The organism is Rathayibacter festucae DSM 15932, assembly GCF_004011135.1.
Lineage (GTDB): Bacteria > Actinomycetota > Actinomycetes > Actinomycetales > Microbacteriaceae > Rathayibacter > Rathayibacter festucae.
The window spans coordinates 2,650,600-2,675,363 of record NZ_CP028137.1 but is presented as its reverse complement, the minus strand read 5'-3'; the positions used below and the strand labels follow the sequence as shown (position 1 = coordinate 2,675,363).

Here is a 24,764-nt window from a genome sequence, read left to right as displayed (position 1 = left end):
GCGGAGCGGGGTCCACCGGCTGACCGCGGCGGGAGGTCTGCACGACCGACTCCCACGCGCTCGTCGTCGCTCGATCAGGGCGTTCGTGCGCCGCGCGCCAGGACGCCGAGCAGGCCCGCTGTGGACTCCCCGGGATCGCTACCGTCCCTGGGATGAGCGCACGAGCAGGGGTCGACGGTCGGACGAAGCGAGCGAGGACGGCAGCCGTGGTCGTCGTCCTGACACTGCTGGCCGCGCTGCTGGCACCGCCGGCGCAGGCGATGACTCAGCCTCCTCCGCCCGGCGCGAGCGCGCCGACGCACCGCGTGGACGTCCGTCGTCCTGGCGCGGACGGGCTGACCCTGAAGCATCCCCTGTCGGACCTTCCGTACCGGGTCGTCCGCGTGGCGCCGGGCATCGGCGTCACGGACATGATCCCGTCCGCGCGGACGCGGGAGAACGGACTGGACCCGGACGGAGCGGTGCTGTCGGAGGACCGCTTCCAGACGCTGGTCGATCGGGTCTCGGACGTCCTCGATCGCATCCGAGCGACCCCGACGGGCGCCCTCGAGCTGAAGGCGATCCCGTATCTCGTCGGCCCCGACGCGACGTCCGTCTGGACCGTCTCCGGGCCGGACGGATCAGCGCGGGTGACGTCGGACGTGCAGATCGTGTTCGCAGGACGTGCCCACAGCGGGCTCGACGGGACGACGGCGACGACCTTCGACCCCGACCTCGCGGGAGTGGGCAGCATGATCAGCCTGAGCCCGGACTTCTGGGAGGAGGGGGACTCGGCACGGTCGATGTGGTTCGACCCCGCCTCGGGGGAGGGGCGGATCCTGAGCACCGAGACGGCCGTGCACCACGAGCTCATGCACGCGGTGGCAGCGGCGGCGGGAGCCGAGCCGACGGGCGGAATCTGGGTCCTCACGCCCGAGTGGACGAGGTGGCCGCTGACCGGTCCCGCGGACGGTGACGCCGAGATCCAGGAGAACCTGACGGAGGTGTTCGCCCACGGGGGTCCGGGCGGGTTGACGAGGGCGCGGGCGGTGCTCACGTCGCCCGGCCCGAAGGGTGAAGCGCCGGTGTTCACGAAGGAGGAGTTCCCCTCGATCGGCGTGGATCCGTGGTTCCTGCGGGCTCAGAGGCATGCGACGGACAGGTCTCTCGCCGCCGGCACGCCCGCGGCGCAGCGGGAGGCCTGGCGCCGCGCCGCGGCGGCCCGATTGAGCATGGCCCTGCATCCGCCGACCGAGCTCACCTTCGCGCGCGAGCGGGGCGTCGTGACGCGCCCCGAGTACAACGCCAGCATGTTCGAGCTCAAGGGAGAGCTGCTGACGACGCTCGATGTCACCGTCCCTCACGGCTTCGCCGACTGGGAGGCCCCCGACCTGCGGGGTCGGACCGACGTCGTGCCGATGAGAGGGACGTGGGAGGCGCCGGAACCGCCCGATCTTCCGCCCGCAGCGCCGGAGGGGGCGCCGAGCCGGTCCGCTTCACCCGGCGGGTCCGAGGACCGACGCGTGGCGCGCTCGGGGGAGTCGTGCCTCACCTGCGCGGTCACGGTGCACCGGCGTCCGTCCCAGGAGGACGCGGCGGCCTTCAAGGCGCTAGTGGCGGCGGAGGTGGGGTCGGCGTTCGAGGGTCCGCGGGCGGTGCAGCGGCGGGTGCTGGCGGATCCGGTGGGGGATGCGATCCGGCAGGTGAAGGGGCCGGGTCTGGCGTCGGGGGTGTGGGCGCGGTATCCGAAGGTCGTAGCGGGGTTGGAGAAGGCGTCGTTCCGGTTCCTGGCGGGGTCGGACTCGCTGAGCGCGGCAGGGATCGGGCTGGATGTCCTGGGGTTGGTGCAGGGGGATGTGAGTGCGCTGTCGATCACGAACACGACGGCGGACATCGTGACGACGATCGCGCCGATGCTGGGGTCGCGGATCGCGACGACGGTCGGTGGTGCGGGGGCGGTGGTCGGGTTCATCACGTCGACGATCGCGTTCAGTCAGGGTGGCAGTGAGACGGATTACATCTTCTCGATGGCGGGGATGCTCACGGCTGCGATGCCGGAGCTGGCGCCGCTGATGATCCTGTACACGGCGGCGTCGATCTGGTCGCGCACCTCGCCGGTGGAGGGGGCGATGGATGCGGGTCAGCAGATGGCGGTGGCGTTCAAGGACTGGGCGCTGCCGTCGTTGGAGAAGCAGGCGGGCGCGATGGCCGACGCGATGCGCGACGCCGTCTCGGACCGGATGGACGAGGCCCGGTATCGGGCCGACTATCTGCAGACGAAGGTGGATCTGGAGCAGTTGAGCGCGGGGGACGACTTGACGACGGGCGGTGGACCCTCTGGCGGTCAGGAGCAGAAGCGGCTGATCCGGGAGGCGACGGATCAGGAGCTCGCCCGGATCGCTGAGGCGGGGGTGCTGAGTCTGGATCAGGGGCTGGATGCTCTGCTGGACGTGTACAACAACGGTGCCGTGTTCACGGAGTTCCGCAAGAAGTGGGCGGACACGATGAACGAGAACGGCGGGGTGTCGATCAACGGGTTCAAGCACCACGTCGACCTCGACGCGCTGCCCACGACCAACCCGACGCCGGTGCACGTGGACGAGTTCACGACGCCGCTGGGCTCGATCCGGACGACGATGCAGAGCCGCTACCGGCACGCGCTCGACGCGCTGCCGTTGTGGGCGCCGTCGAAGAACGCCTTCGCGACACCGATCGTGACGGAGGAGAAGGTGCTCGCCACCGTGGCGAAGGTGCAGCGGGACTGGGGCTTCACCGCGCCCGCAGCTGCGGCGACCGTCGACGGTGTGACCTCGTTCACCGGGACGGGCACGCCGGGCTCGTTCGTGCAGATCTGGAATCCGAACACCCACGCCCTCATCTGCGGGGCGACGAAGGTGAACACGGTCGGCCTCTGGGTCTGCCGCAACGAGAAGGGCTTCCAGGAGCCGGGCATCAGCTCGACGTACGAGCTCTACTCCTCGACCTCGGACACCTCCGGATTCGCGAGCACCGGCAAGACCGTCACGGTCACCACCACGGGCAAGCCCAAGCCCGAGCCCGTCGTGGAGTGGGGACCCGACCTCCGCGTCGAGGGCCGCACCGTGATCGGCACCGTCACGGCGGGCGCGGTCGTGCAGCTGCAGACCATGCCCCAGGACAGCGTCGACGCGACGAAGAACGGCCTGCCCGTCTCCGACCCTGTCATCGCGGCGGACGGGCACTTCACCCTGACCGCGAGGCCGGACGCGCCCGGCGGCAGCACCCGCCTGGTCGCCACGTTCAAGGACCACACGATCGCCGAGCGCATCGTCCTGGACGGCGCACCGACCGCCCCCGCGCGGATCCCGGAGAGCGTCGAGGACTCACCCATCAGGATCGTCCACATCACGTCGACGAGCATCGAGGGTGTCGTCCCCGCGGGTCAGAAGCTCCAGCTCCGGCTGGGCGAGGACCCCGCGCTGCCCCCGGTCGACACCGATGGGACCGGCAGCTTCCGAGTCACCTTCGACCGGCCGCTGCCGAACCCGCAGACCATCACCCTCCGCAGCTGGCCCACGGACAAGCCCTGGCAGCAGAGCACGCGCACTGTCGTGTGGGTCGGCCACGACCAGTGAGCACCAGACCGCGGTGCTGAGGGGGCCCTTCCGGTCCGGTCGTCCTCGGCGACTCCCGGACGTCGGAGGCCTCCTCTAGGCTTCGGGCACCGCTGACGGACGGAGACCCGATGACGATGCCCGACCTGCCCGCGACGAGTCCGGACAGCAGCCCGCACGACGTCATCCGGGTGCGCGGGGCCCGGCAGAACAACCTCCGCGGCGTCGACGTCGACATCCCGAAGCGCCGGATCACGGTGTTCACGGGCGTCTCTGGCTCCGGCAAGTCGTCGCTGGTCTTCGGGACGATCGCGGCCGAGTCGCAGCGGCTGATCAACGAGACCTACTCCGCGTTCCTGCAGCAGTTCATGGGCTCGCCGGCCCGGCCGGACGTCGAGTCTCTCGACGGGCTGTCGGCGACGATCGTCGTCGACCAGGAGCGGATGGGCGCGAACGGCCGCTCCACCGTCGGCACCGCGACCGACGCCTACACGATGCTCCGCATCCTGTTCAGCCGCATCGGCGACCCGCACGTCGGCACCAGTGGGGCGTTCTCGTTCAACCTGCCCGAGGGAATGTGCCCGCGCTGCGAGGGCACCGGCCGCGTCTCCGACATCGACCTCGACGCGCTGCTCGACCGCTCGAAGTCGCTCGAGGGCGGTGCGCTCGACGCGATCCCGAACTTCGTCGTCGGCGGCTGGTACTGGAAGAGCCTCGCCGAATCCGGGCTCTATCCCGCCGACGTGCCGATCGCCGATTTCACTCCTCAGCAGCTCGAGGACTTCCTGTACAAGCCGGCCGTCAAGATGCCGATCGCCGGCATCAACATGACCTATGAGGGCCTCGTGGTCAAGGTCACCCGGCTCTACCTCGCGAAGGAGGCGGCTCAGGCGCACATCCGGGCCTTCGCCGAGCGGGTGGCCGCCTTCGGCCCCTGCCCGGAGTGCGGGGGAGCGCGGCTCACCCGCGCGGCGCTGGGCTCGCTGATCGCGGGCCGGAACATCGCCGAGTGCTCCTCGATGCAGGCGACCGACCTCGCGGAGTGGCTGCGCGGGGTGCCCGACCCCTCCGTCGCGCCGATCGTCGAGGCGCTGCTGGGCACGCTGGACGCGCTGGTGCAGGTCGGGCTCGGCTACCTCTCGCTCGACCGCGAGTCCGGGACGCTCTCCGGCGGCGAGGCGCAGCGGGTGAAGATGGTGCGGCACCTGGGGTCGAGCCTCACCGACATCACCTACGTCTTCGACGAGCCGACCGCGGGACTGCACCCGCACGACGTCTCGCGGGTGATCGAGCTGCTGCGTCGACTGCGCGACAAGGGCAACACCGTGCTCGTCGTCGAGCACAAGCCGGAGATCATCGCGGTCGCCGACCACGTCATCGACCTCGGGCCGCGGGCCGGCTCGCACGGCGGCGAGATCCGCTTCGAGGGCTCGGTCGAGGCTCTGCGCGAGTCCGACACCCTCACCGGGCGTCACCTCGACCACCGGGTGCCGCTCAAGATCGACGTGCGCCGGCGCACCGGCGTCGCGGAGATCCGCGGCGCGTCCACGCACAACCTGCGCGGCGTCGACGTCGACGTGCCGCTCGGGGTGCTCACCGTCGTCACCGGCGTCGCCGGGTCGGGCAAGTCCTCGCTGATCCACGGCTCTCTGGCGAAGCGGCCGGGGGTGATCGTCGCCGACCAGTCGCCGATCCGCGGCTCGCGGCGCAGCAACCCCGCCACCTACACCGGCGTACTGGATGCGATCCGCACCGCCTTCGCGAAGGAGAACGGCGTCAAGGCGGCGCTCTTCAGCGCCAACTCCGCGGGTGCCTGCCCGGTCTGCAAGGGCGCGGGGCTGATCTTCACGGAGCTCGGCCCAGCGGCGACCGTGTCGTCGATCTGCGAGGAGTGCGAGGGCAAGCGGTTCACCGCGGAGGTGCTCGAGTACCGGCTGCGCGGGAAGAACATCCACGAGGTGCTCTCGATGCCGATCGTCGAGGCGGCGGAGTTCTTCGGATCGGGGCCGGCGCACACGATCCTGGCCCGCCTCGTCGACGTGGGGCTCGGCTACCTCACCCTCGGGCAGCCGCTGAACACGCTGTCCGGCGGCGAGCGGCAGCGGTTGAAGCTCGCGATCAACATGGCCTCGAAGGGCTCGGTCTACATCCTCGACGAGCCGACGACCGGCCTGCACCTGGCCGACGTCGACAACCTGCTCGGCCTGCTCGACCGCCTCGTCGACTCCGGCTCCTCGGTGATCGTGATCGAGCACCACCAGGCGCTGATGGCGCACGCGGACTGGATCATCGACGTCGGCCCCGGCGCGGGGCACGACGGCGGGTCGATCGTCTTCGAGGGGACGCCGGCCGACCTCGTCGCCGGCGCGCAGACCCGCACCGGCGACGCGCTGCGGGCGTACACGGCCTGACCGGACGGCCCTCGGAGGGCCTCTGCTGGTCGAGCAGCCGCGCAGCGGCGTCTCGAGACCCGGCCTCCGAACGACGGTGGATCTCGATACGCCCTCTTCGAGGGCTACTCGATCAGCATGAGTCGCGCTCTCTCCGGGGCTGCTCGGTCAGCAGGAGATTCATGCTGGTCGAGTAGCCCCGCAGGGGCGTATCGAGACCCACGGCCCTCAGAAGGGCGGGTCTGCAGACTTGTCTTCCGGCGCCGGTGGATCTCGATACGCCCGCTCCGCGGGCTACTCGATCAGCATGGATGTCCCGCCTCGGCGCGATACGGCGCCCGGCGTCAGCGCGAGAACGGGCCGCTCAGGGCCGCCCACTGCAGCAGCATGATCGTCTTCGCGTCGATGATCTGGACGCCGATCTGCGCGAGGGCCTCGTCGAAGGACAGCTCGACGAGCTCGGTGTCCTCGCCCTCGTCCGCGAGCCCGGCGTAGACGCCGTCGCTCGAGCCGGCGCGGTAGGGGCCGGCGTAGAAGTGCAGCATCTCGGTGATCGAGCCGGGGCTCATGTACGCGTCGAAGACGTGCTCGAGCCGGCCGACCTCGAGGCCGGTCTCCTCGGACGCCTCGCGGCGCGCGCCCTCCTCCGGACCGTCCTCGTCGAGCAGGCCCGCCGGCACCTCGAGCAGCATGCCGTCGAGGTTGCCGTTGACGTAAGTGGGGTAGCGGAACTGCCGCACGAGCACGACGGAGCGCGCCTCGAGGTCGTAGAGCAGCACGGCCGCGCCGTTGCCGCGGTCGTAGGTCTCGCGGTGCTCGGTGGTCCAGCGGCCGTCGCGGTGCCGGTACTCGAACTCGGTGGTGCGCAGGACGTACCAGTGGCTGGAGAGGAGGGTCACCGACTTCACGACCACGTCGGGGTTGCCGGTCAGGTCGTAGCCCTCGCGGTCGAGGCCGGTGCGGCCCCGAGCGTCGGGGGCGTCGATGCCGCGGCGGGTCTGCGTGCTCTCGGAGTGCGACATCCCTCAGCGGAAGTTGACGAACTGGAGGTCGAGGTCGAGGTCGGCCCCGCGCAGCAGCGCCATCGTCGCCTGCAGGTCGTCGCGGCTCTTGGACGAGACGCGGAGCTCGTCGCCCTGGATCTGCGACTTGACCGACTTGGGGGCCTCGTCGCGGATCAGCTTGTTGATCTTCTTCGCCTGCTCCTGATCGATGCCGTCCTTGAGCGTCGACTCGATCCGGTACTCCTTGCCCGAGGCGAAGGGCTCACCGGAGTCGAGACTCTTGAGGCTGATGCCGCGCTTGATCAGCTTGGTCTGGAAGACGTCGAGGATGGCGTTCGCCCGCTCCTCGGTGTTCGCCTTGATCAGGATCTTCTCGCCGCTCCACGCGATCGAGGCGCCGACGTTCTTGAAGTCGTAGCGCTGCTCGACCTCCTTGTGGGCCTGGTTGAGGGCGTTGTCCGCCTCCATCTTGTCGACCTTGCTGACGACGTCGAACGTTGAATCTGCCATGCCTTCGAGCTTAGCTTTCGCACCTCCGCCGGGCCGATCCGGAGGCGCGCCTGGTACGAAGGGACGGTGCGCCGCCTCCCCGCCCTGCTGATCCTGCCGCTCGTCGGCCTCGTGCTCGTCGGCTGCACCCGCCCCGCGGAGCCCGCGGTGGAGTACGAGGACGGAGTCGTGACGGTGCCGCCCGCCGCCCCGGCGCCCGCCGCGGCCGATCCCGCGCTGCTGGAGGACCCCGAGGAGACGGCGGCGACTCCGGTGCGACAGCTCACGAGCGGTGACTGGCTGGCCGGCACCGCCGAGGGCAGCGGCATCCCGGTGCGCGCGCTCACGGCCTACGCGGGCGCGGCGCTGCTCACCTCGTCCGTCGACCCCGGCTGCGGCCTCGACTGGGCGACACTCGCCGGCATCGGCTACGTCGAGAGCCGGCACGGCACGATCTTCGGCGGCGAGCTCGGCGAGGACGGGCGCCCCACCGAGCCGATCTACGGACCCTCGCTGGACGGCACGCAGTTCGACCGCGTCGAGGACAACGACGGCGGTGCGCTCGACGGCGATCCCGAGACGGACCGCGCGATGGGCCCGCTGCAGATCATCCCCGCCACCTGGATGCGCTGGGCGTCGAGCGGCTGGGACCCGCAGAACGTCGACCAGCAGGCGGTCACCGCGGCGCGGTACCTCTGCCAGGCCGGCGGCGACCTCACCACGCAGTCCGGCTGGCGCGACGCGATCGCGGCCTACAACCCGGCGACGAGCTACGCGGGCAAGGTCGCCGAGGCGGCGTCGCGTTACGCCGCGGCGGCGGGCTGAGGCCGATTTCCGATCCGGGGAGCGCGTGGGTATCCTTGTCCAGCGCCTTCGGTCGAGAGCTTGACTCCCGGCCGGGTGCGCGACGGCGAGTTACCCTAGCGGCCAAAGGGATCTGACTGTAAATCAGACGGCGTAGCCTTCGGGGGTTCGAATCCCTCACTCGCCACAGCATCGCGACCGAAGCCCCGCACGCGCCTCCACGAGGCGGGTGGCGGGGCTTCCTCCGTCTCCCGGTCTTTCTGGAGCGTGGGTCTCGATGCGCCCCTGCGGGGCTGCTCGACCAGCATGCAGCGAACCGTGCACACCCCCGCGCCACCGCCGGGAGGATCACGACCGCGTCAGGTCCGGCGTCAGTCGTAGTGCAGGGCGGGGTTGAGGATCTGCCGGCCCCAGAGACGATCGCGATCGCGAGCGGAGAGTCCCGCCTCGGTGACGGCGTCGTGCCAGCCGTCGTGGACGGCCGCGACGACGTCCTCCGTGATGCGGCGTCCCTCCTTCGTTCTCAACCCGTAGGTCCCGCTCTGCTGGATCAGCAGCGGCAGGGAGGAGCGGCGCTCTCCCCGGCGGCCGAACGCCATGGCCTGGGAGGCGCTCTCGCCCGAGCGCGGGCCGGGGGTGAGGTCGAACGCGGGTGTCAGCCGGAGGGAGGCGCCGTCCCAGAACGCCGCGTGATTGCGAGCGTGGTCGTCGCTGTTGCTGATGGCCATGGTGAAGGCGATCCGGCGGAACAGCTCCTCGCCGGCGGTCGCGTCGCCGTACTGCCGGAGGACGTCGAGGATCGCCGGGTAGGAGACGTAGCGAGCCGTCATCTCGCTCTCGCCCGCCAGGGTCAGTCCGCTGATCACGTGCCGACGGGTGCCTTCCGGTCCCCGGTCGAACCTCTCGAGCAGGAGGACGTCCTTCCCGCCCGCGGTGACGACCTCCCACTTCGGCACGTCGATGCCCGCCCGCGCCGCGAGTGCGAGCATGGTCGCCTCCGCACGGACGTAGGAGAACAGCCGGTCGGTCGAGGAGGCGAACTTCGCGAGGAAGCGACGCCCGTCCTCGCCGATGAGCGTCGCCTTCGGCCGCGCGCCGCCGATGGAGGTGCCGTGCTCGAGCGCCGCCTCGAGCTCCGGGGTCAGGCGCACGCCGGCTTCCAGGGCCTCGGCGGCTCGTCGCAGCTCCTCGAGCGTCGCCGAGTCGGATCGGGAGACGTAGTCCGTGGGCGACTCCTGGAAGTCGAGGGCGCCGAAGCGATCCGAGCCGGAGCGCAGCAGGTAGTCGATCTCGCCGAGATCGTCGTCCTCGCCGAGGCCGAGTCCGTAGCGGATGACGCCGCGGCCCCATCCGTCCGGCGCGCCGTCGCGGAGTGCGCCGGCGATGACCAGACCGTCTCTCGGCGGCTGGGCGCCGCGGGTCAGAGGAAGCTCGGGCGCGAGGGCGATCGCCCCCGGCCGCTCCAGATAGCTTCGCGCGTAGGCGAAGCGTGTGGCAGTGCCGTCCGCTTCCACGAGTCCGGCGACGACGGGTACCTCGGCGCCGGGAAGCCAGGTCCAGACGTAGGCGCGGTCAGAAGTCGTCATCGACGACCGCCGCGGCCCGTCGGACTCGCGAGGGGAGCAGGGCGAGCCGCTCCTCTCCGCGGCGCCGCAGGCGAGCCATCTCGACCGGGTCCTCGATCCCGAACGGCGCGCTGCCCGTGAGGACGAGCAGCTCCAGCACCGTCGCGAACGCCGTGCCCGGCGCACCGGATTCGGCCGCGAGGACGGTGCGCTCGGAGACGCCGGCACGGCCCGCGAGTTCGCCCGCCGACCAGCCGCGATCGCCACGCCCGGTGCGGATCAGCTGACCGGTGACGCGGAGGGCGTCGTCGACCACCGGACGCGGCTGCAGGACGCGCTTGGCCATGTGACCTCCATAAATGCAGCCTCAGGGGCACTGAGACATTGTTTATGGGGGCAATATTAGCGCGCACTGTGTCTCGATGCCCGGAGGAGTGTCAGCGCGACGCCGCGAGGAACTGCGCGAGGGAGAGCGGGGCGCGGCCCGTCAGGCGCTCGACGTCGCCGGAGACGTGCTGCATCTCTCCGGCGGCGACGGCGGTGTAGGTGCTGATCCAGGCGTCGAGCTGCCAGTCGGGGGCGTTCCAGCGGCGGCGGGAGGCACGCGCCTCCTGGAGCGTCTCGTCGACGAAGACTGCGGGCCGGCCCGCCGCCGTGAGGACGGCCGCGATCTCGTCGAAGGTGAGGGCCTCGGGGCCGGTGAGCTCGTAGGTCGCGCCGCGGTGCTCCTCCGGGGCGCGCAGGATCGCGGCGGCGGCGCGGGCGACGTCCTCGCGGGCCACGATCGCCGCGCGACCGGTGCCGGCCGGGCCGCGGATCGCGCCGTCGTCGCCGAGCATCGCGGGGACGAAGTCCAGATAGAGGTTGTCGCGGAGGAAGGTCCAGTTCATCCCGGAGGCGCGGATCGCCTCCTCCGTCGCGGCGTGATCGCGCGCGAGCGTGAAGGTCGCGGTGGGGGAGGCGCCGGCGAAGGACGTGTAGACGACGTGCTCGACGCCCGCGGCGGCGGCGGCCGCGACCATCGAGAGGTGCTCGGCGAGGCGGTCCTCGTTCTCGGCCGCCGACACCATCAGCAGGAGCCGGACGCCGTCGAGCGCATCGCCCGGGTCGGTGAAGGAGGAGCGGACGGCCGTCGCCCCCGGCAGCTCGGGCGCACGCGAGGGGTCGCGGGCGAGGAGGCGGAGGGGGAGGCCGGCGTCGGCGAGCAGGCGCGCGACGCGGCCGCCCACCGCCCCGGTGGCTCCGGTCACGGCGATCGGGGGCTGAGGGGTCACGGCGGCGCTCATGCCCCCATGATCCTCCGCAGGTCCGGTCGCCGTCTGCCCCACCTGCGTCCGTCCCCGCCGGCCCGGCCGGTCCCTAGGCTGGACACATGAGCGCCCACGCCTCCCTCCTCGCCATCGCCCGCTCGATCGCCGTCGAGGCGGCGCACCTCGCTCGGCAGCGCCGCCAGGACGGGGTCGAGATCGCCGCCTCGAAGTCGTCGCCGGAGGACGTGGTCACGGCCGCCGACCGCGAGGTCGAGCAGCTGATCCGCCGCCGGCTCGCCGAGGCGCGGCCGGACGACGGCTTCCTCGGCGAGGAGTCGGGCGCGGGCGGCGGGACGAGCGGGCTCACCTGGGTCGTCGATCCGATCGACGGCACGGTCAACTACCTCTACGGCATCCCCTCCTACGCGGTCAGCATCGCCGTGGTCGAGGGCGAGCCGGAGCCGGAGACCTGGACGGCGCTCGCCGGGGCCGTCGTCAACGGCGCGACCGGCGAGGTCTACACCGCGAGCAAGGGCGGCGGGGCCGAGCGCGACGGGGCCGCGCTGCACGTCACTCCGCCCGCCTCGCTCTCGCTGGCGCTGGTCGGCACGGGCTTCGGCTACGACGCCGGGCGCCGGATGCGCCAGGGCGCTGTCGTGCAGGAGCTGCTCGGCTCGGTGCGCGACATCCGCCGCATCGGCTCGGCGGCGCTCGACCTCTGCGCGGTGGCCTCGGGGTCGCTGAACGCGTACTACGAGCGCGGGCTGAACCCGTGGGACCTCGCGGCGGGCGCCCTCGTGGCGGAGGAGGCCGGGGCCGTCGTCGCCGGCTTCGACGGCCGCCCGGCGGGCAACGGGCTGCTGATCGCGGCCCCGGAGCCGATCTTCAGCGAGCTCGAGGCTCTGCTGCGGCGGCTGCGCGCCGACGAGGTCTGATCGGGGACCGGTCTGCGCGGAGTCGGTGCATGCGCGCGCATGATCGCGCAGGATCCGAGCGCCGAGCGCGGATCCGGCGACGAGGATCCGGCCTCTGCGCGACCCGCTCTGGCCGGATCGGGAGTCCGTGGTTATCCTTTATGAATTCGTGACATTCGCACAGGATGCGGTCGCGGATCCCCGAGAAGCGCTTCGACTCCCTGGCGGAGTGCCCCTCGTCCCCTGCCCCCGACGGAAGATCCGGATTTCGTGAGCCCCGATTCGCCCTTGCCCGCTGCCCCCGCATCGACCCTCGGCGAATCCCTCCCACCCCTCACCCGTCGCGAGCTGCGCGAGCGCGAGCGCGCGCAGGCCCTGGCCGCCGACGTCCAGGCCGAGGGAGTGCCTGTCGCCCCGGCCGAGCTCCGCGACGCCGAGCTGCGGGTCGCCTCCGTCCGCTCCGCGTCGCCGGCGCCCGTCTCCGCACCTCGCGTCACACCGCTGCGACCCGTGCGGTCGAGCCGCCGGATCGGCGGGCTCGTCGCGCTGTCGTTCGTCGCCGCGATGGTCGCGGCGACCTCGCTGCCCGCCACGTCGCTCCTCACGGCCGAGGAGGTGCAGGCGCAGAACCTCGTCGTCGCGCCCGGCACCGTCGACCGCGGCGCGCAGTCGTTCACCACCGGCGAGGTCAGCGCCGAGACCGTCGCCCGCGACGGCTTCGGCGTGCAGGAGCGCAAGACGCAGACGGACGTCGCCGCCATCGGCCGCACCTCCGACGCGGGCTTCACCAACGACCCGAACGCCTCGATCCAGTGGCCCTTCGCCGTCGGCGTGCCGGTGGGCGACCGCTTCGGCTACCGCAACTGCGCGGGCTGCTCGGTCAACCACGGCGGCACCGACTTCAACCCGGGCAACGGCTCGCCGATCCAGGCGATCGCCGACGGCGTGGTCCGCACCGTGATCGACGGCGAGGGCTCGCTCGGAGTGCACGTCATCGTCGACCACGAGATCGACGGCCAGCTCGTCTCCAGCGTCTACGCGCACATGCAGCACGGCAGCGCGGCGGTCAACGAGGGCGACCCGGTCAAGGTCGGCCAGCTGCTCGGCCTCGTCGGCACGACCGGCATGTCGACCGGGCCGCACCTGCACTTCGAGATCCGCCTCGACGGCGTGACCAAGGTGGACTCGTACCTCTGGCTGAAGGCGAACGCCGGGCGCTGAGCCGCCGCGGGCCCGTCCGCTCCCGTTCGATCTGCAGGCGATCCGTGCGCGACCGCCCGTTCCGCCGCGAGTCCGCGGCCCGCGGACGGCGGATCACCTGCAAATCGCACTCTGGGACGTCAGTCCTGGCGCAGCCAGACCGTCGTGTCGCCCGGCAGCGCCGGCTCGTGCAGCTCCTCGGAGGCGAGCACGACCGCGCCGACCGGCAGCTCGACGAGCGACGAGCCGGTGTTGGCGATCACGGTGACGCCGCCGTTGCGGAACGCCACGACGTCCTCCGGGTAGCCCTCGAGCCACTCGATCGAGCCCGAACCGAGGTCCTGCGCGCGGCGCACCGCGAGGAGCTCCCGGTAGAGCTCGAGGGTCGACCCCTCGACGCCGGTCTGGCGGTCGCGCGCGAACGGCGCCCAATCGCCGGGCTGGGGGAGCCAGGAGTCGCCGGAGTCGTTGAAGCCGTAGGCGGGCGCGTCGGCCTCCCAGGGCAGGGGCACGCGGCAGCCGTCGCGGCCGTAGCGCTCGCCGCCCGTGCGGAACCAGGTCGGGTCCTGGCGCGCCGCGTCGGGCAGGTCGATCGCCTCGGGCAGGCCGAGCTCCTCGCCCTGGTAGACGTAGGCGGAGCCGGGAAGCGCGAGCATCAGCGCGGTCGCGGCGCGCGCGCGGCGCAGGCCGAGCACCGGGTCGGGCAGTCCGGGGGTGCGCGGGCCGATGCCGTAGCCCTGCGGGTTGTCGGCGGTGAGGGCGAGGCGGCTGGCGTGGCGCACGACGTCGTGGTTCGAGAGCACCCAGGTGGAGGGGGCGCCGACCGCGGCGAACGAGCTCAGCGAGGAGTCGATGATGTCGCGCAGCGCGGGTCCGCTCCACGGCGTCTCGAGGTAGGCGAAGTTGAACGCCTGGTGCATCTCGTCGGGGCGCACCCAGCGGGCGAGCTTCGAGAGCGGCTGCACCCAGGCCTCCGCGCAGAGGACGCGGTCGGCCGGGTACTCCGCGAGCAGCGCGTGCCAGTCGCGGTAGATCTCGTGCACGCCGTCCTGCGCCCAGTAGGGAGCGGTGACGGGCTCGGCGTCGTCGCCCGGCGCCACGCCGCCCATCGAGCCGCTGTCGGCGGGCGGGGTGTAGTCGGGCAGGCCCTCGGCCTTGATCATCCCGTGCGCCACGTCGACGCGGAAGCCGTCGACGCCGCGGTCCAGCCAGAAGCGCAGGACCTCGCGGAAGCGCTCGCGCACCCACTCGTTCGTCCAGTCGAAGTCGGGCTGCGAGGTGTCGAAGAGGTGCAGGTACCACTGGCCGGGCGTGCCGTCGGGCTCGGTGACCCGGGTCCAGGCGGGGCCGCCGAAGACCGACTCCCAGTTGTTCGGCGGCAGCTCGCCGGCGGCGCCGCGGCCGTCGCGGAAGAGGTAGCGCCCGCGCTCGTCGCTGCCGGCGGGAGCGGCCAGGGCGGCCTGGAACCAGCGGTGCGCGCTCGAGGAGTGGTTGGGGACGAGGTCGACGATCACCCGGATGCCGAGCGCGTGGGCGCGGGCGAGCATCGCGTCGAAGTCGGCCAGCGTGCCGAAGAGCGGGTCGACGTCGCAGTAGTCGGCGACGTCGTAGCCGGCGTCCTTCTGCGGGGAGGTCATGAACGGCGAGAGCCAGATCGCGTCGATGCCGAGCTCGGCCAGGCTGTCCAGGCGCGAGGTGATGCCGGGGAGGTCGCCGATGCCGTCGCCGTCGGCGTCCGCGAAGGAGCGCGGGTAGATCTGGTAGATGACCGCGGTGCGCCACCACTCCGCACCGGGGCGGCCGGCCGCCTCCGGGAACGAGACGGGGGAGCTCCCGGGAGCAGGGGAGTTCTCGGGCGCGCCGGAGAGAGCGGAGTCCAGGGTCATGGCATCAAGGGTAGCGGGCGCCCCGGAAGCGCCCGGCCCGGCGCAGGCGCCGCCTGGCCTAGGGTCGACGGGTGAGCGAAGAGACCCCGGAAGCCGCCCGCGCCCGACGCCGGAGGGCCCTGCTCTGGGTGGTGCCGCTGCTCGTGCTGCTGATCGGCGGGCTGTTCGCGGTGACGCTCGCCGTCGGCGGCTACGCGCTGCGGACGATGACCGGCGGCTAGGCGGTCGCGGCCGGGCCGTCCTCGTCCTCGGGCTGCGGCGCGCTCGAGCGCTCGGCGGCCTCCTCGGACGCGTGCGCCGTCTCCGGACCCGTCGCCCGCGAGGCGTCGTCCGCGCGCTGCACGGCGTCGGCGAGCTCGTCCGAGACGAGGTGGCCGGTGGAGACGGCCTCGGCCCGGTAGGCCGCGCGGCCGACCATGTGCGCCGAGATCGGCACGGTCAGCAGCTGGAAGCCGATCACCAGGACGACCGTGCCCGCGGCGGCGAAGCCGGGGTTCCGGATCGCGACGGCCAGCATCACGCAGATGATGCCGAGCACCTGGGGCTTGGTGCCGGCGTGCATCCGGGAGAGCAGGTCGTCGAAGCGGAGCAGGCCGATCGCGGCGACCAGCGACAGCAGTGCGCCGACGGTGACGAGCACGGCGGTGACGACGTCGAAGAAGACGTCCATGTCAGTCCTCCTCGCGGTTGGCCATGAACTTGGCGACGCTGATCGAACCGAACACCGCGAACAGCGCGAGCCCGAGCGCGACCGGCAGCGTCGTCGCGTGGTGGTTGATCGCCATCTCGGCGCCGAGGCCGCAGAGGATCGTCGCCACCAGCACGTCGGCGGCGACCACGCGGTCCAGGACCGACGGGCCGATCAGGATGCGCACGAGCGAGAGCAGGGCGGCCGCTCCGAAGATCGGGACCAGGATCCAGACGAGCCACTCGATCATCGGAGCACCCCCGCGTTATCGCCCAGCGGCTCGCTGACCCGGGCGACGTCCTCGCGCGAGCCGATCGCGCGGACGATGCGCGCCTCGGTGCGCAGGACCGTGCGGCGGACCCCGTCGATCCGGTGGCCCTCGTCGTGAGTGACGCCGAGCACGTGCAGATAGAGCACGTTCAGCTGCGGGTCGACGTCGATCACGAGCGAGCCGGGGACGAGCGAGACCGCCTCGGTCGTCCAGACCAGCATCCCCTCGGAGCGGCTGCGCAGGTGCACGGCCACGATCGCGTTGTGCACGGGGACCGGCAGGGTGAGGATCTGGTACGAGACGCGGACGGACGCGACCGCGATGTCCAGCGCGAGGCGCAGCAGGAAGACCACCAGGTGCCAGGGGTTCACCCGGTTCGAGAACTCCACCGGCGGCAGGTAGAAGACGCGCGTGATGATCAGCGCGACCAGGAAGCCCGAGACGATCGAGAGCACCGAGACGTCGTCCCAGAGCAGCACCCAGATGCCGACGAGCGTCACGAACATCGCGAACCGGTTCCAGAAGTCGACGCGGCGGCGGGGGCTCATCGGGGGCCCTCCTCTCCGAAGGACGAGTCGCGGTAGACCGTGGCGATGTAGGTGGACGGGTCGGCGACCGCGGCGGCGGCCTGCTCGCTGGCGTCGTAGAGCGGGCCGGCGGCGATCGTGAGGCCGACGCCGAAGACGACCATGCCGGCGGTCGCGAGGACCATCATCGGCGGCGAGTGCCGCGTGCGGACGGTGCCGGTGTCGTGCGGGTCCTCCTGCAGCTGGTCGATCAGCGGGGACTCGTAGCCGGGCACCTCCTCCTGGCGGCGCCAGAACGCCATGTTCCAGACGCGGGCGACCGCGTAGAGGGTGAGCAGCGAGGTGACGGCGCCCGCGGCGATGACCGCCCAGATCAGCCAGGACGGCTGGTCCGCGGCGGACTCGGTGCCGGCGACGAAGAGGCCGACCTTGCCCAGGAAGCCGGTGAACGGCGGGATGCCGCCGAGGTTCATCGCGGGGATGAAGTAGAGCAGCGCGAGCAGCGGCGAGGCCTTCAGCAGGCCGCCCAGCCGGAGGATCGAGGTGGTGCCGCCGACGCGCTCGATCAGCCCGGTCGCGAGGAACAGCGTGGTCTGCACGGTGATGTGGTGGATCACGTAGAAGATCGTCGCGGCGTAGCCCGCCTCCGTGCCGATGGCGATGCCGAAGACCATGTAGCCGATGTGCGACACCAGGGTGAAGGAGAGCATCCGCTTGATGTCCGCCTGCGCGACGGCGCCGAGGATGCCGACCACCAGCGTCAGCAGCGCGACCACCATCAGCACTTCCGTGAGCCTGCCGCCCGGGAAGAGCAGCGTCTCGGTGCGGATCAGCGCGTAGACGCCGACCTTGGTGAGCAGGCCGGCGAAGACGGCCGTGACCGGCGCCGGCGCGGTGGGGTAGGAGTCGGGCAGCCAGAACGACAGCGGGAAGACCGCGGCCTTGATCCCGAAGCCGAGCAGCAGCACCACGTGCAGCACGAGCTGGACGTCGGCGGGCAGCTCCGCGATGCGGATCGACAGCTGCGCCATGTTGACGGTGCCGGTGGCGCCGTAGAGCAGGCCGATCGCGGAGAGGAAGAACACGCTCGAGACCAGGCTGACGACCACGTAGGTCGTGCCCGCCCGGATCCGCGGCGCCGTGCCGCCGAGGGTGATCAGCACGTAGCTCGCCGCGAGCAGGATCTCGAAGCCGACGTAGAGGTTGAAGAGGTCGCCCGCGACGAAGGCGTTGAGGATGCCGGCCGAGAGGATCAGGTAGGTCGGGTGGAAGATCGTGACCGGCGTCTCGCGGTTGCCGTCGACCAGGCCCTGGCCGACCGAGAACAGCAGGACGCCGAGCAGCGTGACCGAGGTGATCACCAGCATCAGGGCGGCGAGCGGATCGACGACCAGCACGATGCCCCACGGCGGCTCCCAGCCGCCGACGTAGACGGCACTGCCGCCCTCCTGGCCGGTGAGGACCAGGACGAGCAGCACGGAGGAGATCACCAGGACAGCGGACAGCGTGACGATGTTGACCGTGATCTGCGCGCGGCGGTGCCGGCCGAGCACGAGGGCGACGGCGGCTCCCAGCAGGGGGAGGGTGACGACGAGGGGGATCAGCACGTTCATCGGTCCTCCTTCCTGTCGTCGGTCATGGCGCTCTCGCCGTGCTTCGCGGCGGTGCCCTCGTCGCTCGATTCGAGCAGGACGTCCAGGGCCCGGTCGTCCGCGGTGGTCTGCGCCGAGATGCCCGCCGCGTCCGCGCGGACGGAGGCGTCGTTCTCGTCGTCCTCGACCTGGTCGGCGTTGGCGAGGCGCCAGCGCCGGTAGATCATCGCGAGGAGGAAGGCGGACACCCCGAAGGTGATCACGATCGCTGTCAGGATCAGCGCCTGCGGCAGCGGGTCGGCCATCTCCTCGGCGATCTGCTCGTAGGAGCGGCCGTCGTCGGTGACGAACGGCGCGACGCCCGAGCGGCCCGCCATCAGCAGGATCAGGATGTTCGTCGCGTTGCCGACCAGGAGGAAGCCGATCAGGATCCGGGTGAGGCTGCGCTCGAGCATCTGGTAGACGCCCGCGGCGTACAGCACCGCCATCACGACGACGAGGACGAGGGTGATGCTCATGCGCCGTCCCCCCTGCCCGGTCCGCCGACGACGGTGGAGCCGGTCGGCAGCTTCGTCTCGAGGCCGTCGACGGTGCCGGCGCCGGGGCCGGGGGTGCTGTCGGTCGAGTGGGTGACGCCGTCGCCGGACGGGTCGCCCTGCTCGGCCTCCTCGCCGTGGCGGTCGACCTCGCCGCCGAGGCTGCGGAGGATGTCGAGGGTCAGGCCGATCACGATCAGGTACACGCCGATGTCGAAGAGGGTGGAGGTGCCCAGGTGCAGCTCGCCGAGGACCGGCAGGTAGAGGTCGAGCCAGCTCGACTCGAGCACCTCGAGGCCGAAGGCGAGCGAGGAGACGGCGGTGCCGACCGCGAAGAGCAGGCCGAGGCCGAGGACCTTGCCCGCGTCGATCGGCGCGGCCTCGCCGAGCTCGAACCGGCCGCCGGCCAGGTAGCGCGCGACGAGGGCGAGACCGGCGAGCAGGCCGCCCGCGAAGCCGCCGCCCGGGGTGTTGTGACCGGTGAAGAGCAGGTAGACCGAGACGATCATCGCGGGGTGGAAGAGCAGGCGCACCAGCACCTCGAGGACGATGGAGCGGTTCTCGGGGCGGAGCGTGCGGCCGGCGACCAGCCAGGAGCCGCGGTCGCCGGTCTTCTCCGCGTCGGCCGAGGGGGCGGTGAGGTCGGTCGCGCGCTCCTCGCGGTCGGCCGCGCTCTGATGCTCGAGGCGCGGAGCGCCGCCGGCCCGGCTGGAGAGGAAGATCAGGCTCGCGACACCGGTCGCCACGACGACCAGCACGGAGATCTCGCCCATGGTGTCCCAGGCGCGGATGTCGACGAGGAGGACGTTGACGATGTTGCGCCCCTTGCCCTCCTCGTAGGCCAGGCGCGGGAGGTCGACGGAGATCGGGGTCGCGGTGCGGGCGCCGAGCGCGATCGTCGTGGCGAGGGCCATCACGGCGCCGACCGCGATGCCGATGACGGCGCGGAGGCGCTTGCGCATCGGCTGGTGCTTCTGCGCGATCCGGGTGGGGAGGCGGCGCAGCACGAGGACGAAGACGACCAGCGTGATCGTCTCGATCAGCGCCTGGGTGAGCGCGAGGTCCGGGGCGCCCTGGATGGCGAAGAGGGCGACCATGCCGTAGCCGGTCGCACCTGCGAGCAGCACGGCGGCGACGCGGTTGCGCGCGACGGCGCAGAGGATCGCGGCGAGGATCATCACGGCCGCGACGGCGAGCTGGCCGGGCGAGTCCCAGAAGACGAGGTCGCCGGGCCAGGTGCGGTTGAGCGCGGCGGCACCGCCGACTCCGAGGACGAAGACCGCGAAGATCACGGTGAGGTAGCGGGGGAGCGAGCCGCGCTGGACGAACTCGGTGACGGTGCTCGCGACGCGGTCGAGCCAGCGGACGGTCGCCCAGTAGCCCTCGGCCGAGTCGATGGTGTTCGGGACCTTGGACTGGATCCGCGCGACCGCGATCCGCTTGGCGAAGAGCAGCAGGCCGATCGCGATCACGATCGCGCTGAGCGCGAGGGCGGGCTCGAAGCCGTGCCAGAGCGCGAGGTGGTAGCCGCCGTGGTCGGACTCCTCAGCCGCCGCGGCGAGCTGCGGGTCGGCGTCGGGGGCGCCGTAGGGGAGCGTGTCGGCGTAGACCGCGACGAGCGGGTCGAGCAGCGAGGCGCCGATACCGCCGACGAGGCTCACGACCGCCAGGACGACGGTGGGCGCGGTGAAGGTCCACGGCTCCGCGTGGAGGTGGGTGTCCTCGAGGCCCTTCTTGCGGGCGAACGCGCCCCAGAAGAAGCGGGCCGAGTAGGCGACGGTGAGGATCGAGCCGAGGACGAGGCCGATCAGTGCGACCCAGGCCCAGAACGAGCCCTGCTCGATCGCGGACAGCAGACTGGTGAAGACCGCCTCCTTCGCGACGAAGCCGAGCAGCGGCGGGATGCCCGCCATCGAGAGCACGCCGAGCAGCGCGGCGCCGGCGAGCACCGGGGCCTGGCGGCCCAGGCCGCTGAGCTTGCGCAGGTCGCGGGTGCCGGCCCGGTGGTCGACGATGCCGACGGCGAGGAACAGCAGCGCCTTGAAGAGCGCGTGCCCGATCAGCAGGGTGAGGCCGGCGAGGGCCGCGTCGCGCGAGCCGAAGCCGACCGCGACGGTGAGGAAGCCGAGCTGGCTGACGGTGCCGTAGGCGAGGACGAGCTTGAGGTCGTACTGGCGGAGCGAGCGCCAGCCGCCGACGAGCATCGTCCAGACGCCGACGCTGACGATCACGGGGAGCCACACGGTGTCGTCGGCGAAGCCCGGCGCGAGGCGGGCGACCAGGTAGATGCCGGCCTTCACCATCGCGGCGGCGTGCAGGTAGGCGCTGACCGGGGTCGGTGCGGCCATCGCGGCCGGCAGCCAGAAGTGGAAGGGGACCAGCGCCGACTTCGAGAAGGCGCCGAGCAGCACGAGGACGAGGGCGACCGAGACGATCGGGCCGGAGGGAGCCGCGGCGACGATGCCCGCGAGGCTCGAGGTGCCCGACTCGACGATGAGGATGATCACGCCGACGAGCATCGCCAGGCCGCCGAGGGTGGTGACCAGCAGGGCCTGGAGGCCGGCTCCGCGGCTCTCCTTGCGACCGCTGTAGTGCCCGATCAGCAGGTAGGAGAGGACGCTCGTGGCCTCCCAGAAGACGAAGAGGATGATCACGTCGTCGGCGGTGACCAGCCCGTACATCACGCCGGCGAAGGCGAAGAGCAGGGCGGCGAACCGGCCGAGCGACGGCTCGTCGCGCTTGAAGTAGCTGCCGCAGTAGGCGAGGACGAGGGCGCCGACGCCGCTGACGACGAGCGCGAGGACGATCGAGAGCGCGTCCAGCCGGAACGAGAGCGAGATGTCGAGGGAGGGGATCCACGGGATCTCCTCGCGCAGCTCTCCGCCGGCGAGGACCGTCGGCAGCGAGGCGGCGGTCGAGACGAAGGTCGCGGCCGGCACGAGGGCGAGGGCGTAGAAGACCTTCGGACCGAAGCGGTCGACGATCCACGGCGTGATCACCGCGAGGGCGAACGTGATCGCGAGGGTGAGGAGCATCACACAGTCCTCCCCGGTTCCACTCAGCACAGTTGTCCAGACAAGGATAGAGGAGGCCGGGCGGCGGGAACCTGAGTGCGGACGGGCTTGACGACCGCCCTCCCCGCGCCACGACGGGCGGGGCCGTAGCGTGAGGGGCATGGCCCGCTCACTGCTCCCCGCCCAGACCTGCCGGATCCGCGTGCTCGACGTCGCGAGCGGCGAGGTCACCACGGTGTTCTCCTCCGACTCGCTGCTCGTGGAGGCGCCGAACTGGTCGCCGGACGGGTCGTCCCTGGTGGTCAACGGGGACGGCGGTCTGTTCCGGCTGCCGCTGGGGGACGCGCCGGTCGGTCCCGCCGGGCTCGAGGCGATCCCGCTCGACGGGGTGCCGGACGAGCTGAACAACGACCACGTGCTCGCTCCCGGCGGCGGCACCGCCTATGTCTCGGCCCGCGACGGCCACCTCTACGCGGTCGCGCTGGACAGGTCGGCGCCCGCCCGGAGGATCACGGCCGAGGGTCCGGGTCCGCGCTTCAAGCACTACCTGCACGGCGTCTCGCCCGACGGCCGGCTGCTCGCGCTGATCGGCGGCGGCGAGGACGCCACCGGTCGCTGGGTCACCAACGTCTACACGATGCCGGCCGAGGGCGGCCCGCTCACCGCGCTGACGGACGACGCGCATCCGGACGACGGCGTCGACTTCTCCGCCGACGGGGAACGGCTCTTCTTCAACTCCGAGAGGGACGGCGGTGTCGCCCAGCTGTTCCGGATGCGTCTCGACGGCTCCGGAATCGAGCGGTTCGTGGCCTCGGACACGGTCGACTGGTTCCCGCACGAGTCGCCAGACGGCGCGCACCTGCTGTACCTCGCCTACCCCGCCGGGACGGCCGGGCACCCGGAGAACCTGCCGGTCGAGCTGCGGCTGATCGCGCTCGAGGGGCGCGTGGCCGGCGACACCTCGCCGGGCCGGGTGGTGCAGTCGCTCCTCGGTGGTCAGGGCACGATCAACGTCGCCGGCTGGTCGCCGGACGGGGCGCGCTTCGCCTACGCGGACTACCCGCTCGGCGGCTGACGCCCGCCGCCCGCTCTCCGGTGTGCTGCTGCCGGCCACACCTCCGGCTCGCGGAACCGCCTCCGGCTCGCGGAACCGCCTCCGGCTAGCGAGAAACGGCCGTTCCGGCGTACCGCAGTTGGTTCCGCGTGCCGGAGGTCCTTCCGCTGCGACCCGCCAGCCGTCTTCCGCGGACGTTCGGCACGCCGAATCGGCTCGGGCTCGCGAGAACCAGCTGATTACACGAGCCGGAGGTGTTCTCGCGTGCCGGAGATCGGACCGGGCGGGCTCCGGCTCGTGAAACGTGCCCGGGCTCGCGACAATCTGCTGTTCCGGCGTGCCGAAGGAGGTTCCGCGTGCCGGAGGTGCTGTCCGGCGGCGGGCGGCTGAGTGCTTGCTCCGCATGCGCGGCGGGGGACGGGCAGTGCGGCCCGCGGCGAGTTGAATCGGGGGATGACGATCGACAGCGCAGCTCCGTCCCACGACTCCCTCACCCGCGCGCCCCTGGGTGACTCCGGCATCGAGGTCTTCCCGCTCTCCCTCGGCGGCAACGTCTTCGGCTGGACCGCCGGGAAGCAGACCTCCTTCGATGTCCTCGACGGCTACGTCGCCGCGGGCGGCGACTTCATCGACACGGCCGACTCCTACTCGGCCTGGGTCCCCGGCAACCACGGCGGCGAGTCGGAGACGATCATCGGCGAGTGGCTCTCGCGCCGCTCGGGCTCCCGCGACGACGTCGTGATCGCGACCAAGGTCAGCCGGCACCCCGAGTTCACCGGCCTCGCCCCCGACAACGTCCGCAAGGCCGCGCGCGCCTCGCTCGGGCGCCTGCGCACCGAACGGATCGATCTCTACTACGCGCACTTCGACGACGACGCCGTGCCGCTCGAGGACATCGCCCGCGTCTTCTCCGAGCTCGTCGACGAGGGATTGGTCCGCGCGATCGGAGTCTCCAACTTCAGCGCCGAGCGCATCGCCGAGTGGCTGCGCCTCGCGAAGGAGGGGGGCCTGCACGCGCCGGTCGCCGTGCAGCCGCACTACAACCTCGTCGAGCGCGGCATCGAGGCGGACGTCCTGCCGCTCGCCCGCGAGGCCGGCCTCGCCGTCGTCCCGTACTACGCGCTCGCCTCCGGATTCCTCACCGGCAAGTACCGCGACGGCTCGACGCCGGACAGCCCGCGCGCCTCGGGCGCCGCGCAGTACCTCGACGCCCGCGGACGCCGGGTGCTGGCCGCCCTCGATGCCGCCGCCGCGGCCCACGACGCCGAGGTCGCGACCGTCGCCCTCGCCTGGCTCCGCTCGCAGGACGGCGTCGCCGCGCCGATCGCGAGCGCCCGCGTGATGGAGCAGCTGCCGTCCCTGGTCGCCTCTGCGACGCTCGAGCTGACGGCGGAGGAGCTGGCCGCGCTCGACACGGCGAGCCGCTCGTAGCCGGGTCTCGCTGCGCCGCTGCGCGGCTGCTCGACCGGCATGAGGCCCGCTGCGCGGCTGCTCGACCGGCATGAGGCCCGCTGCGCGGCTGCTCCGCCCGCGCCTTCCTGCTGATCGAGCAGCCTGCAGAGCGGGCGTATCGAGACCCACCCCGCCCGGACCACCCCCTCCACCCCGCGGTCATCACCGCCCCGCGGAGGTGCTATCGTCTAACGGTGCCAAATCGCGGGCACGCCCCGAGAGGGGCAGTCAGACCCGCAGGTGCGCCCCCTTAGCTCATTGGTAGAGCACTTCCTTGGTAAGGAAGAGGTAGTGGGTCCGATTCCCACAGGGGGCTCCGTTCCCGGCAGGCCAGCCTCCGGAAACGTGCGGCGGGGTAGCTCAGGTGGTTAGAGCACACGGCTCATAATCGTGGTGTCGCGGGTTCAAGTCCCGCTCCCGCTACATCGAGAAGGCCCCGGTTCGCACGTCGAGCCGGGGCCTTCGTCGTCCCCGCCGCACCCCCTCCCGCGAGATGCCACTTGTGCACGCGACACGCCGTGAAAGGCGTGCACAAGTGGCATCTCGCGGAGACGAC

The 24,764-nt window shown here is 71.9% G+C and carries 20 protein-coding genes and 3 tRNA genes; 11 read left to right on the top strand and 12 right to left on the bottom strand.

Annotation, left to right across the window (positions count from 1 at the left end; genetic code table 11):
- Positions 1-206 precede the first annotated feature (206 nt).
- Together C1I64_RS12360 and C1I64_RS12355 are read left to right on the top strand one after the other, a co-directional pair.
- Positions 207-3,593, top strand: coding sequence for a hypothetical protein (locus C1I64_RS12360; protein ID WP_127887406.1), 3,387 nt, complete (start codon positions 207-209; stop codon positions 3,591-3,593).
- A 116-nt stretch (positions 3,594-3,709) separates the two neighbouring features.
- Positions 3,710-5,983: an ATP-binding cassette domain-containing protein gene (locus C1I64_RS12355; RefSeq protein ID WP_127888553.1), complete on the top strand. Its 2,274-nt coding sequence runs from the start codon at positions 3,710-3,712 to the stop codon at positions 5,981-5,983.
- A gap of 323 nt (positions 5,984-6,306) precedes the next feature.
- On the opposite strand, the gene C1I64_RS12350 is transcribed toward C1I64_RS12355, so the two are convergent.
- Entirely contained in the window at positions 6,307-6,984 is a 678-nt protein-coding gene (locus tag C1I64_RS12350; RefSeq protein ID WP_123705333.1) for an NUDIX domain-containing protein, read from the bottom strand.
- A gap of 3 nt (positions 6,985-6,987) precedes the next feature.
- Positions 6,988-7,476, bottom strand: coding sequence for a YajQ family cyclic di-GMP-binding protein (locus tag C1I64_RS12345; protein WP_123447856.1), 489 nt, complete (start codon positions 7,474-7,476; stop codon positions 6,988-6,990).
- Between the two features lie 66 nt (positions 7,477-7,542).
- Between C1I64_RS12345 and C1I64_RS12340 the strand changes: the two genes are divergently transcribed.
- Both C1I64_RS12340 and C1I64_RS12335 read left to right on the top strand, forming a co-directional pair.
- On the top strand, positions 7,543-8,280 hold the full coding sequence (locus C1I64_RS12340; RefSeq protein ID WP_127887405.1) for a lysozyme family protein: 738 nt from the start codon (positions 7,543-7,545) through the stop codon (positions 8,278-8,280).
- 84 nt (positions 8,281-8,364) lie between these two features.
- A tRNA-Tyr gene (locus tag C1I64_RS12335) sits at positions 8,365-8,446 on the top strand.
- A 184-nt stretch (positions 8,447-8,630) separates the two neighbouring features.
- Here the strand turns inward: C1I64_RS12335 and C1I64_RS12330 are convergent.
- The 3 genes from C1I64_RS12330 to C1I64_RS12320 form a co-directional block, all read right to left on the bottom strand.
- Positions 8,631-9,845, bottom strand: coding sequence for a type II toxin-antitoxin system HipA family toxin (locus tag C1I64_RS12330; protein ID WP_127887404.1), 1,215 nt, complete (start codon positions 9,843-9,845; stop codon positions 8,631-8,633).
- Complete coding sequence (locus C1I64_RS12325) at positions 9,832-10,170, bottom strand: helix-turn-helix domain-containing protein (RefSeq protein WP_123705330.1); 339 nt, start codon at positions 10,168-10,170, stop codon at positions 9,832-9,834. Before C1I64_RS12325 ends, C1I64_RS12330 begins: the two co-directional genes overlap by 14 nt.
- Before the next feature lie 91 nt (positions 10,171-10,261).
- On the bottom strand, positions 10,262-11,110 hold the full coding sequence (locus C1I64_RS12320; RefSeq protein ID WP_127887403.1) for an SDR family oxidoreductase: 849 nt from the start codon (positions 11,108-11,110) through the stop codon (positions 10,262-10,264).
- A gap of 86 nt (positions 11,111-11,196) precedes the next feature.
- On the opposite strand from C1I64_RS12320, the gene C1I64_RS12315 reads away from it, so the two are divergent.
- Positions 11,197-12,009 (top strand): inositol monophosphatase family protein, encoded by an 813-nt coding sequence (locus tag C1I64_RS12315; RefSeq protein WP_127887402.1) that lies wholly within the window; start codon positions 11,197-11,199, stop codon positions 12,007-12,009.
- A gap of 267 nt (positions 12,010-12,276) precedes the next feature.
- The gene (locus tag C1I64_RS12310) at positions 12,277-13,209 is read left to right on the top strand and encodes a M23 family metallopeptidase (protein ID WP_127887401.1); all 933 of its coding nucleotides are present in this window, start codon (positions 12,277-12,279) and stop codon (positions 13,207-13,209) included.
- Between the two features lie 119 nt (positions 13,210-13,328).
- Here C1I64_RS12310 and C1I64_RS12305 read toward each other — a convergent pair whose 3' ends face one another.
- A complete protein-coding gene (locus C1I64_RS12305; RefSeq protein WP_127887400.1) occupies positions 13,329-15,074 on the bottom strand; it encodes a glycoside hydrolase family 13 protein in 1,746 nt (581 codons plus the stop codon).
- A gap of 71 nt (positions 15,075-15,145) precedes the next feature.
- Here C1I64_RS12305 and C1I64_RS20130 point away from each other — a divergent pair, with 71 nt between their 5' ends.
- Complete coding sequence (locus tag C1I64_RS20130) at positions 15,146-15,295, top strand: hypothetical protein (RefSeq protein WP_159422145.1); 150 nt, start codon at positions 15,146-15,148, stop codon at positions 15,293-15,295.
- Here the strand turns inward: C1I64_RS20130 and mnhG are convergent.
- From mnhG to C1I64_RS12275, 6 genes are read right to left on the bottom strand one after another with little or no spacing between them, the layout of a single operon-like run.
- Positions 15,292-15,744, bottom strand: a complete 453-nt coding sequence (mnhG, locus tag C1I64_RS12300; protein WP_127887399.1) for a monovalent cation/H(+) antiporter subunit G — start codon at positions 15,742-15,744, stop codon at positions 15,292-15,294. The genes C1I64_RS20130 and mnhG overlap by 4 nt on opposite strands.
- Position 15,745: 1 nt before the next feature.
- Complete coding sequence (locus tag C1I64_RS12295; protein ID WP_123447850.1) at positions 15,746-16,012, bottom strand: MrpF/PhaF family protein; 267 nt, start codon at positions 16,010-16,012, stop codon at positions 15,746-15,748.
- A complete protein-coding gene (locus tag C1I64_RS12290; protein ID WP_127887398.1) occupies positions 16,009-16,581 on the bottom strand; it encodes a Na+/H+ antiporter subunit E in 573 nt (190 codons plus the stop codon). The genes C1I64_RS12295 and C1I64_RS12290 overlap by 4 nt, the downstream gene beginning before the upstream one ends.
- Positions 16,578-18,173, bottom strand: coding sequence for a Na+/H+ antiporter subunit D (locus C1I64_RS12285; protein WP_123447848.1), 1,596 nt, complete (start codon positions 18,171-18,173; stop codon positions 16,578-16,580). Before C1I64_RS12285 ends, C1I64_RS12290 begins: the two co-directional genes overlap by 4 nt.
- Positions 18,170-18,670: a Na(+)/H(+) antiporter subunit C gene (locus C1I64_RS12280; RefSeq protein WP_123447847.1), complete on the bottom strand. Its 501-nt coding sequence runs from the start codon at positions 18,668-18,670 to the stop codon at positions 18,170-18,172. The genes C1I64_RS12285 and C1I64_RS12280 overlap by 4 nt, the downstream gene beginning before the upstream one ends.
- Entirely contained in the window at positions 18,667-21,723 is a 3,057-nt protein-coding gene (locus tag C1I64_RS12275; protein ID WP_127887397.1) for a Na+/H+ antiporter subunit A, read from the bottom strand. The genes C1I64_RS12280 and C1I64_RS12275 overlap by 4 nt, the downstream gene beginning before the upstream one ends.
- A gap of 139 nt (positions 21,724-21,862) precedes the next feature.
- On the opposite strand from C1I64_RS12275, the gene C1I64_RS12270 reads away from it, so the two are divergent.
- From C1I64_RS12270 to C1I64_RS12255, 4 genes are all read left to right on the top strand, one after another.
- A complete protein-coding gene (locus tag C1I64_RS12270; protein WP_127887396.1) occupies positions 21,863-22,777 on the top strand; it encodes a TolB family protein in 915 nt (304 codons plus the stop codon).
- A gap of 432 nt (positions 22,778-23,209) precedes the next feature.
- Positions 23,210-24,187: an aldo/keto reductase gene (locus tag C1I64_RS12265; protein WP_127887395.1), complete on the top strand. Its 978-nt coding sequence runs from the start codon at positions 23,210-23,212 to the stop codon at positions 24,185-24,187.
- Positions 24,188-24,452: 265 nt separating this feature from the next.
- Positions 24,453-24,524: transfer RNA gene (locus C1I64_RS12260), tRNA-Thr, on the top strand.
- 33 nt (positions 24,525-24,557) lie between these two features.
- Positions 24,558-24,631 (top strand) — tRNA-Met (locus C1I64_RS12255).
- The last annotated feature ends 133 nt before the right edge of the window (positions 24,632-24,764 follow it).

What these genes read in the sequence shown, in the direction of transcription:
- C1I64_RS12355 (WP_127888553.1), top strand. Translation starts at nt 3,710, where the DNA reads ATGCCCGACCTGCCCGCGACGAGTCCGGACAGCAGCCCGCACGACGTC.
- C1I64_RS12350 (WP_123705333.1), bottom strand. Translation starts at nt 6,984, where the DNA reads ATGTCGCACTCCGAGAGCACGCAGACCCGCCGCGGCATCGACGCCCCC.
- C1I64_RS12345 (WP_123447856.1), bottom strand. Translation starts at nt 7,476, where the DNA reads ATGGCAGATTCAACGTTCGACGTCGTCAGCAAGGTCGACAAGATGGAG.
- C1I64_RS12330 (WP_127887404.1), bottom strand. Translation starts at nt 9,845, where the DNA reads ATGACGACTTCTGACCGCGCCTACGTCTGGACCTGGCTTCCCGGCGCC.
- C1I64_RS12325 (WP_123705330.1), bottom strand. Translation starts at nt 10,170, where the DNA reads ATGGCCAAGCGCGTCCTGCAGCCGCGTCCGGTGGTCGACGACGCCCTC.
- C1I64_RS12320 (WP_127887403.1), bottom strand. Translation starts at nt 11,110, where the DNA reads ATGAGCGCCGCCGTGACCCCTCAGCCCCCGATCGCCGTGACCGGAGCC.
- C1I64_RS12315 (WP_127887402.1), top strand. Translation starts at nt 11,197, where the DNA reads ATGAGCGCCCACGCCTCCCTCCTCGCCATCGCCCGCTCGATCGCCGTC.
- C1I64_RS12305 (WP_127887400.1), bottom strand. Translation starts at nt 15,074, where the DNA reads ATGACCCTGGACTCCGCTCTCTCCGGCGCGCCCGAGAACTCCCCTGCT.
- mnhG (WP_127887399.1), bottom strand. Translation starts at nt 15,744, where the DNA reads ATGGACGTCTTCTTCGACGTCGTCACCGCCGTGCTCGTCACCGTCGGC.
- C1I64_RS12295 (WP_123447850.1), bottom strand. Translation starts at nt 16,012, where the DNA reads ATGATCGAGTGGCTCGTCTGGATCCTGGTCCCGATCTTCGGAGCGGCC.
- C1I64_RS12290 (WP_127887398.1), bottom strand. Translation starts at nt 16,581, where the DNA reads ATGAGCCCCCGCCGCCGCGTCGACTTCTGGAACCGGTTCGCGATGTTC.
- C1I64_RS12285 (WP_123447848.1), bottom strand. Translation starts at nt 18,173, where the DNA reads ATGAACGTGCTGATCCCCCTCGTCGTCACCCTCCCCCTGCTGGGAGCC.
- C1I64_RS12280 (WP_123447847.1), bottom strand. Translation starts at nt 18,670, where the DNA reads ATGAGCATCACCCTCGTCCTCGTCGTCGTGATGGCGGTGCTGTACGCC.
- C1I64_RS12275 (WP_127887397.1), bottom strand. Translation starts at nt 21,723, where the DNA reads ATGCTCCTCACCCTCGCGATCACGTTCGCCCTCGCGGTGATCACGCCG.
- C1I64_RS12270 (WP_127887396.1), top strand. Translation starts at nt 21,863, where the DNA reads ATGGCCCGCTCACTGCTCCCCGCCCAGACCTGCCGGATCCGCGTGCTC.
- C1I64_RS12265 (WP_127887395.1), top strand. Translation starts at nt 23,210, where the DNA reads ATGACGATCGACAGCGCAGCTCCGTCCCACGACTCCCTCACCCGCGCG.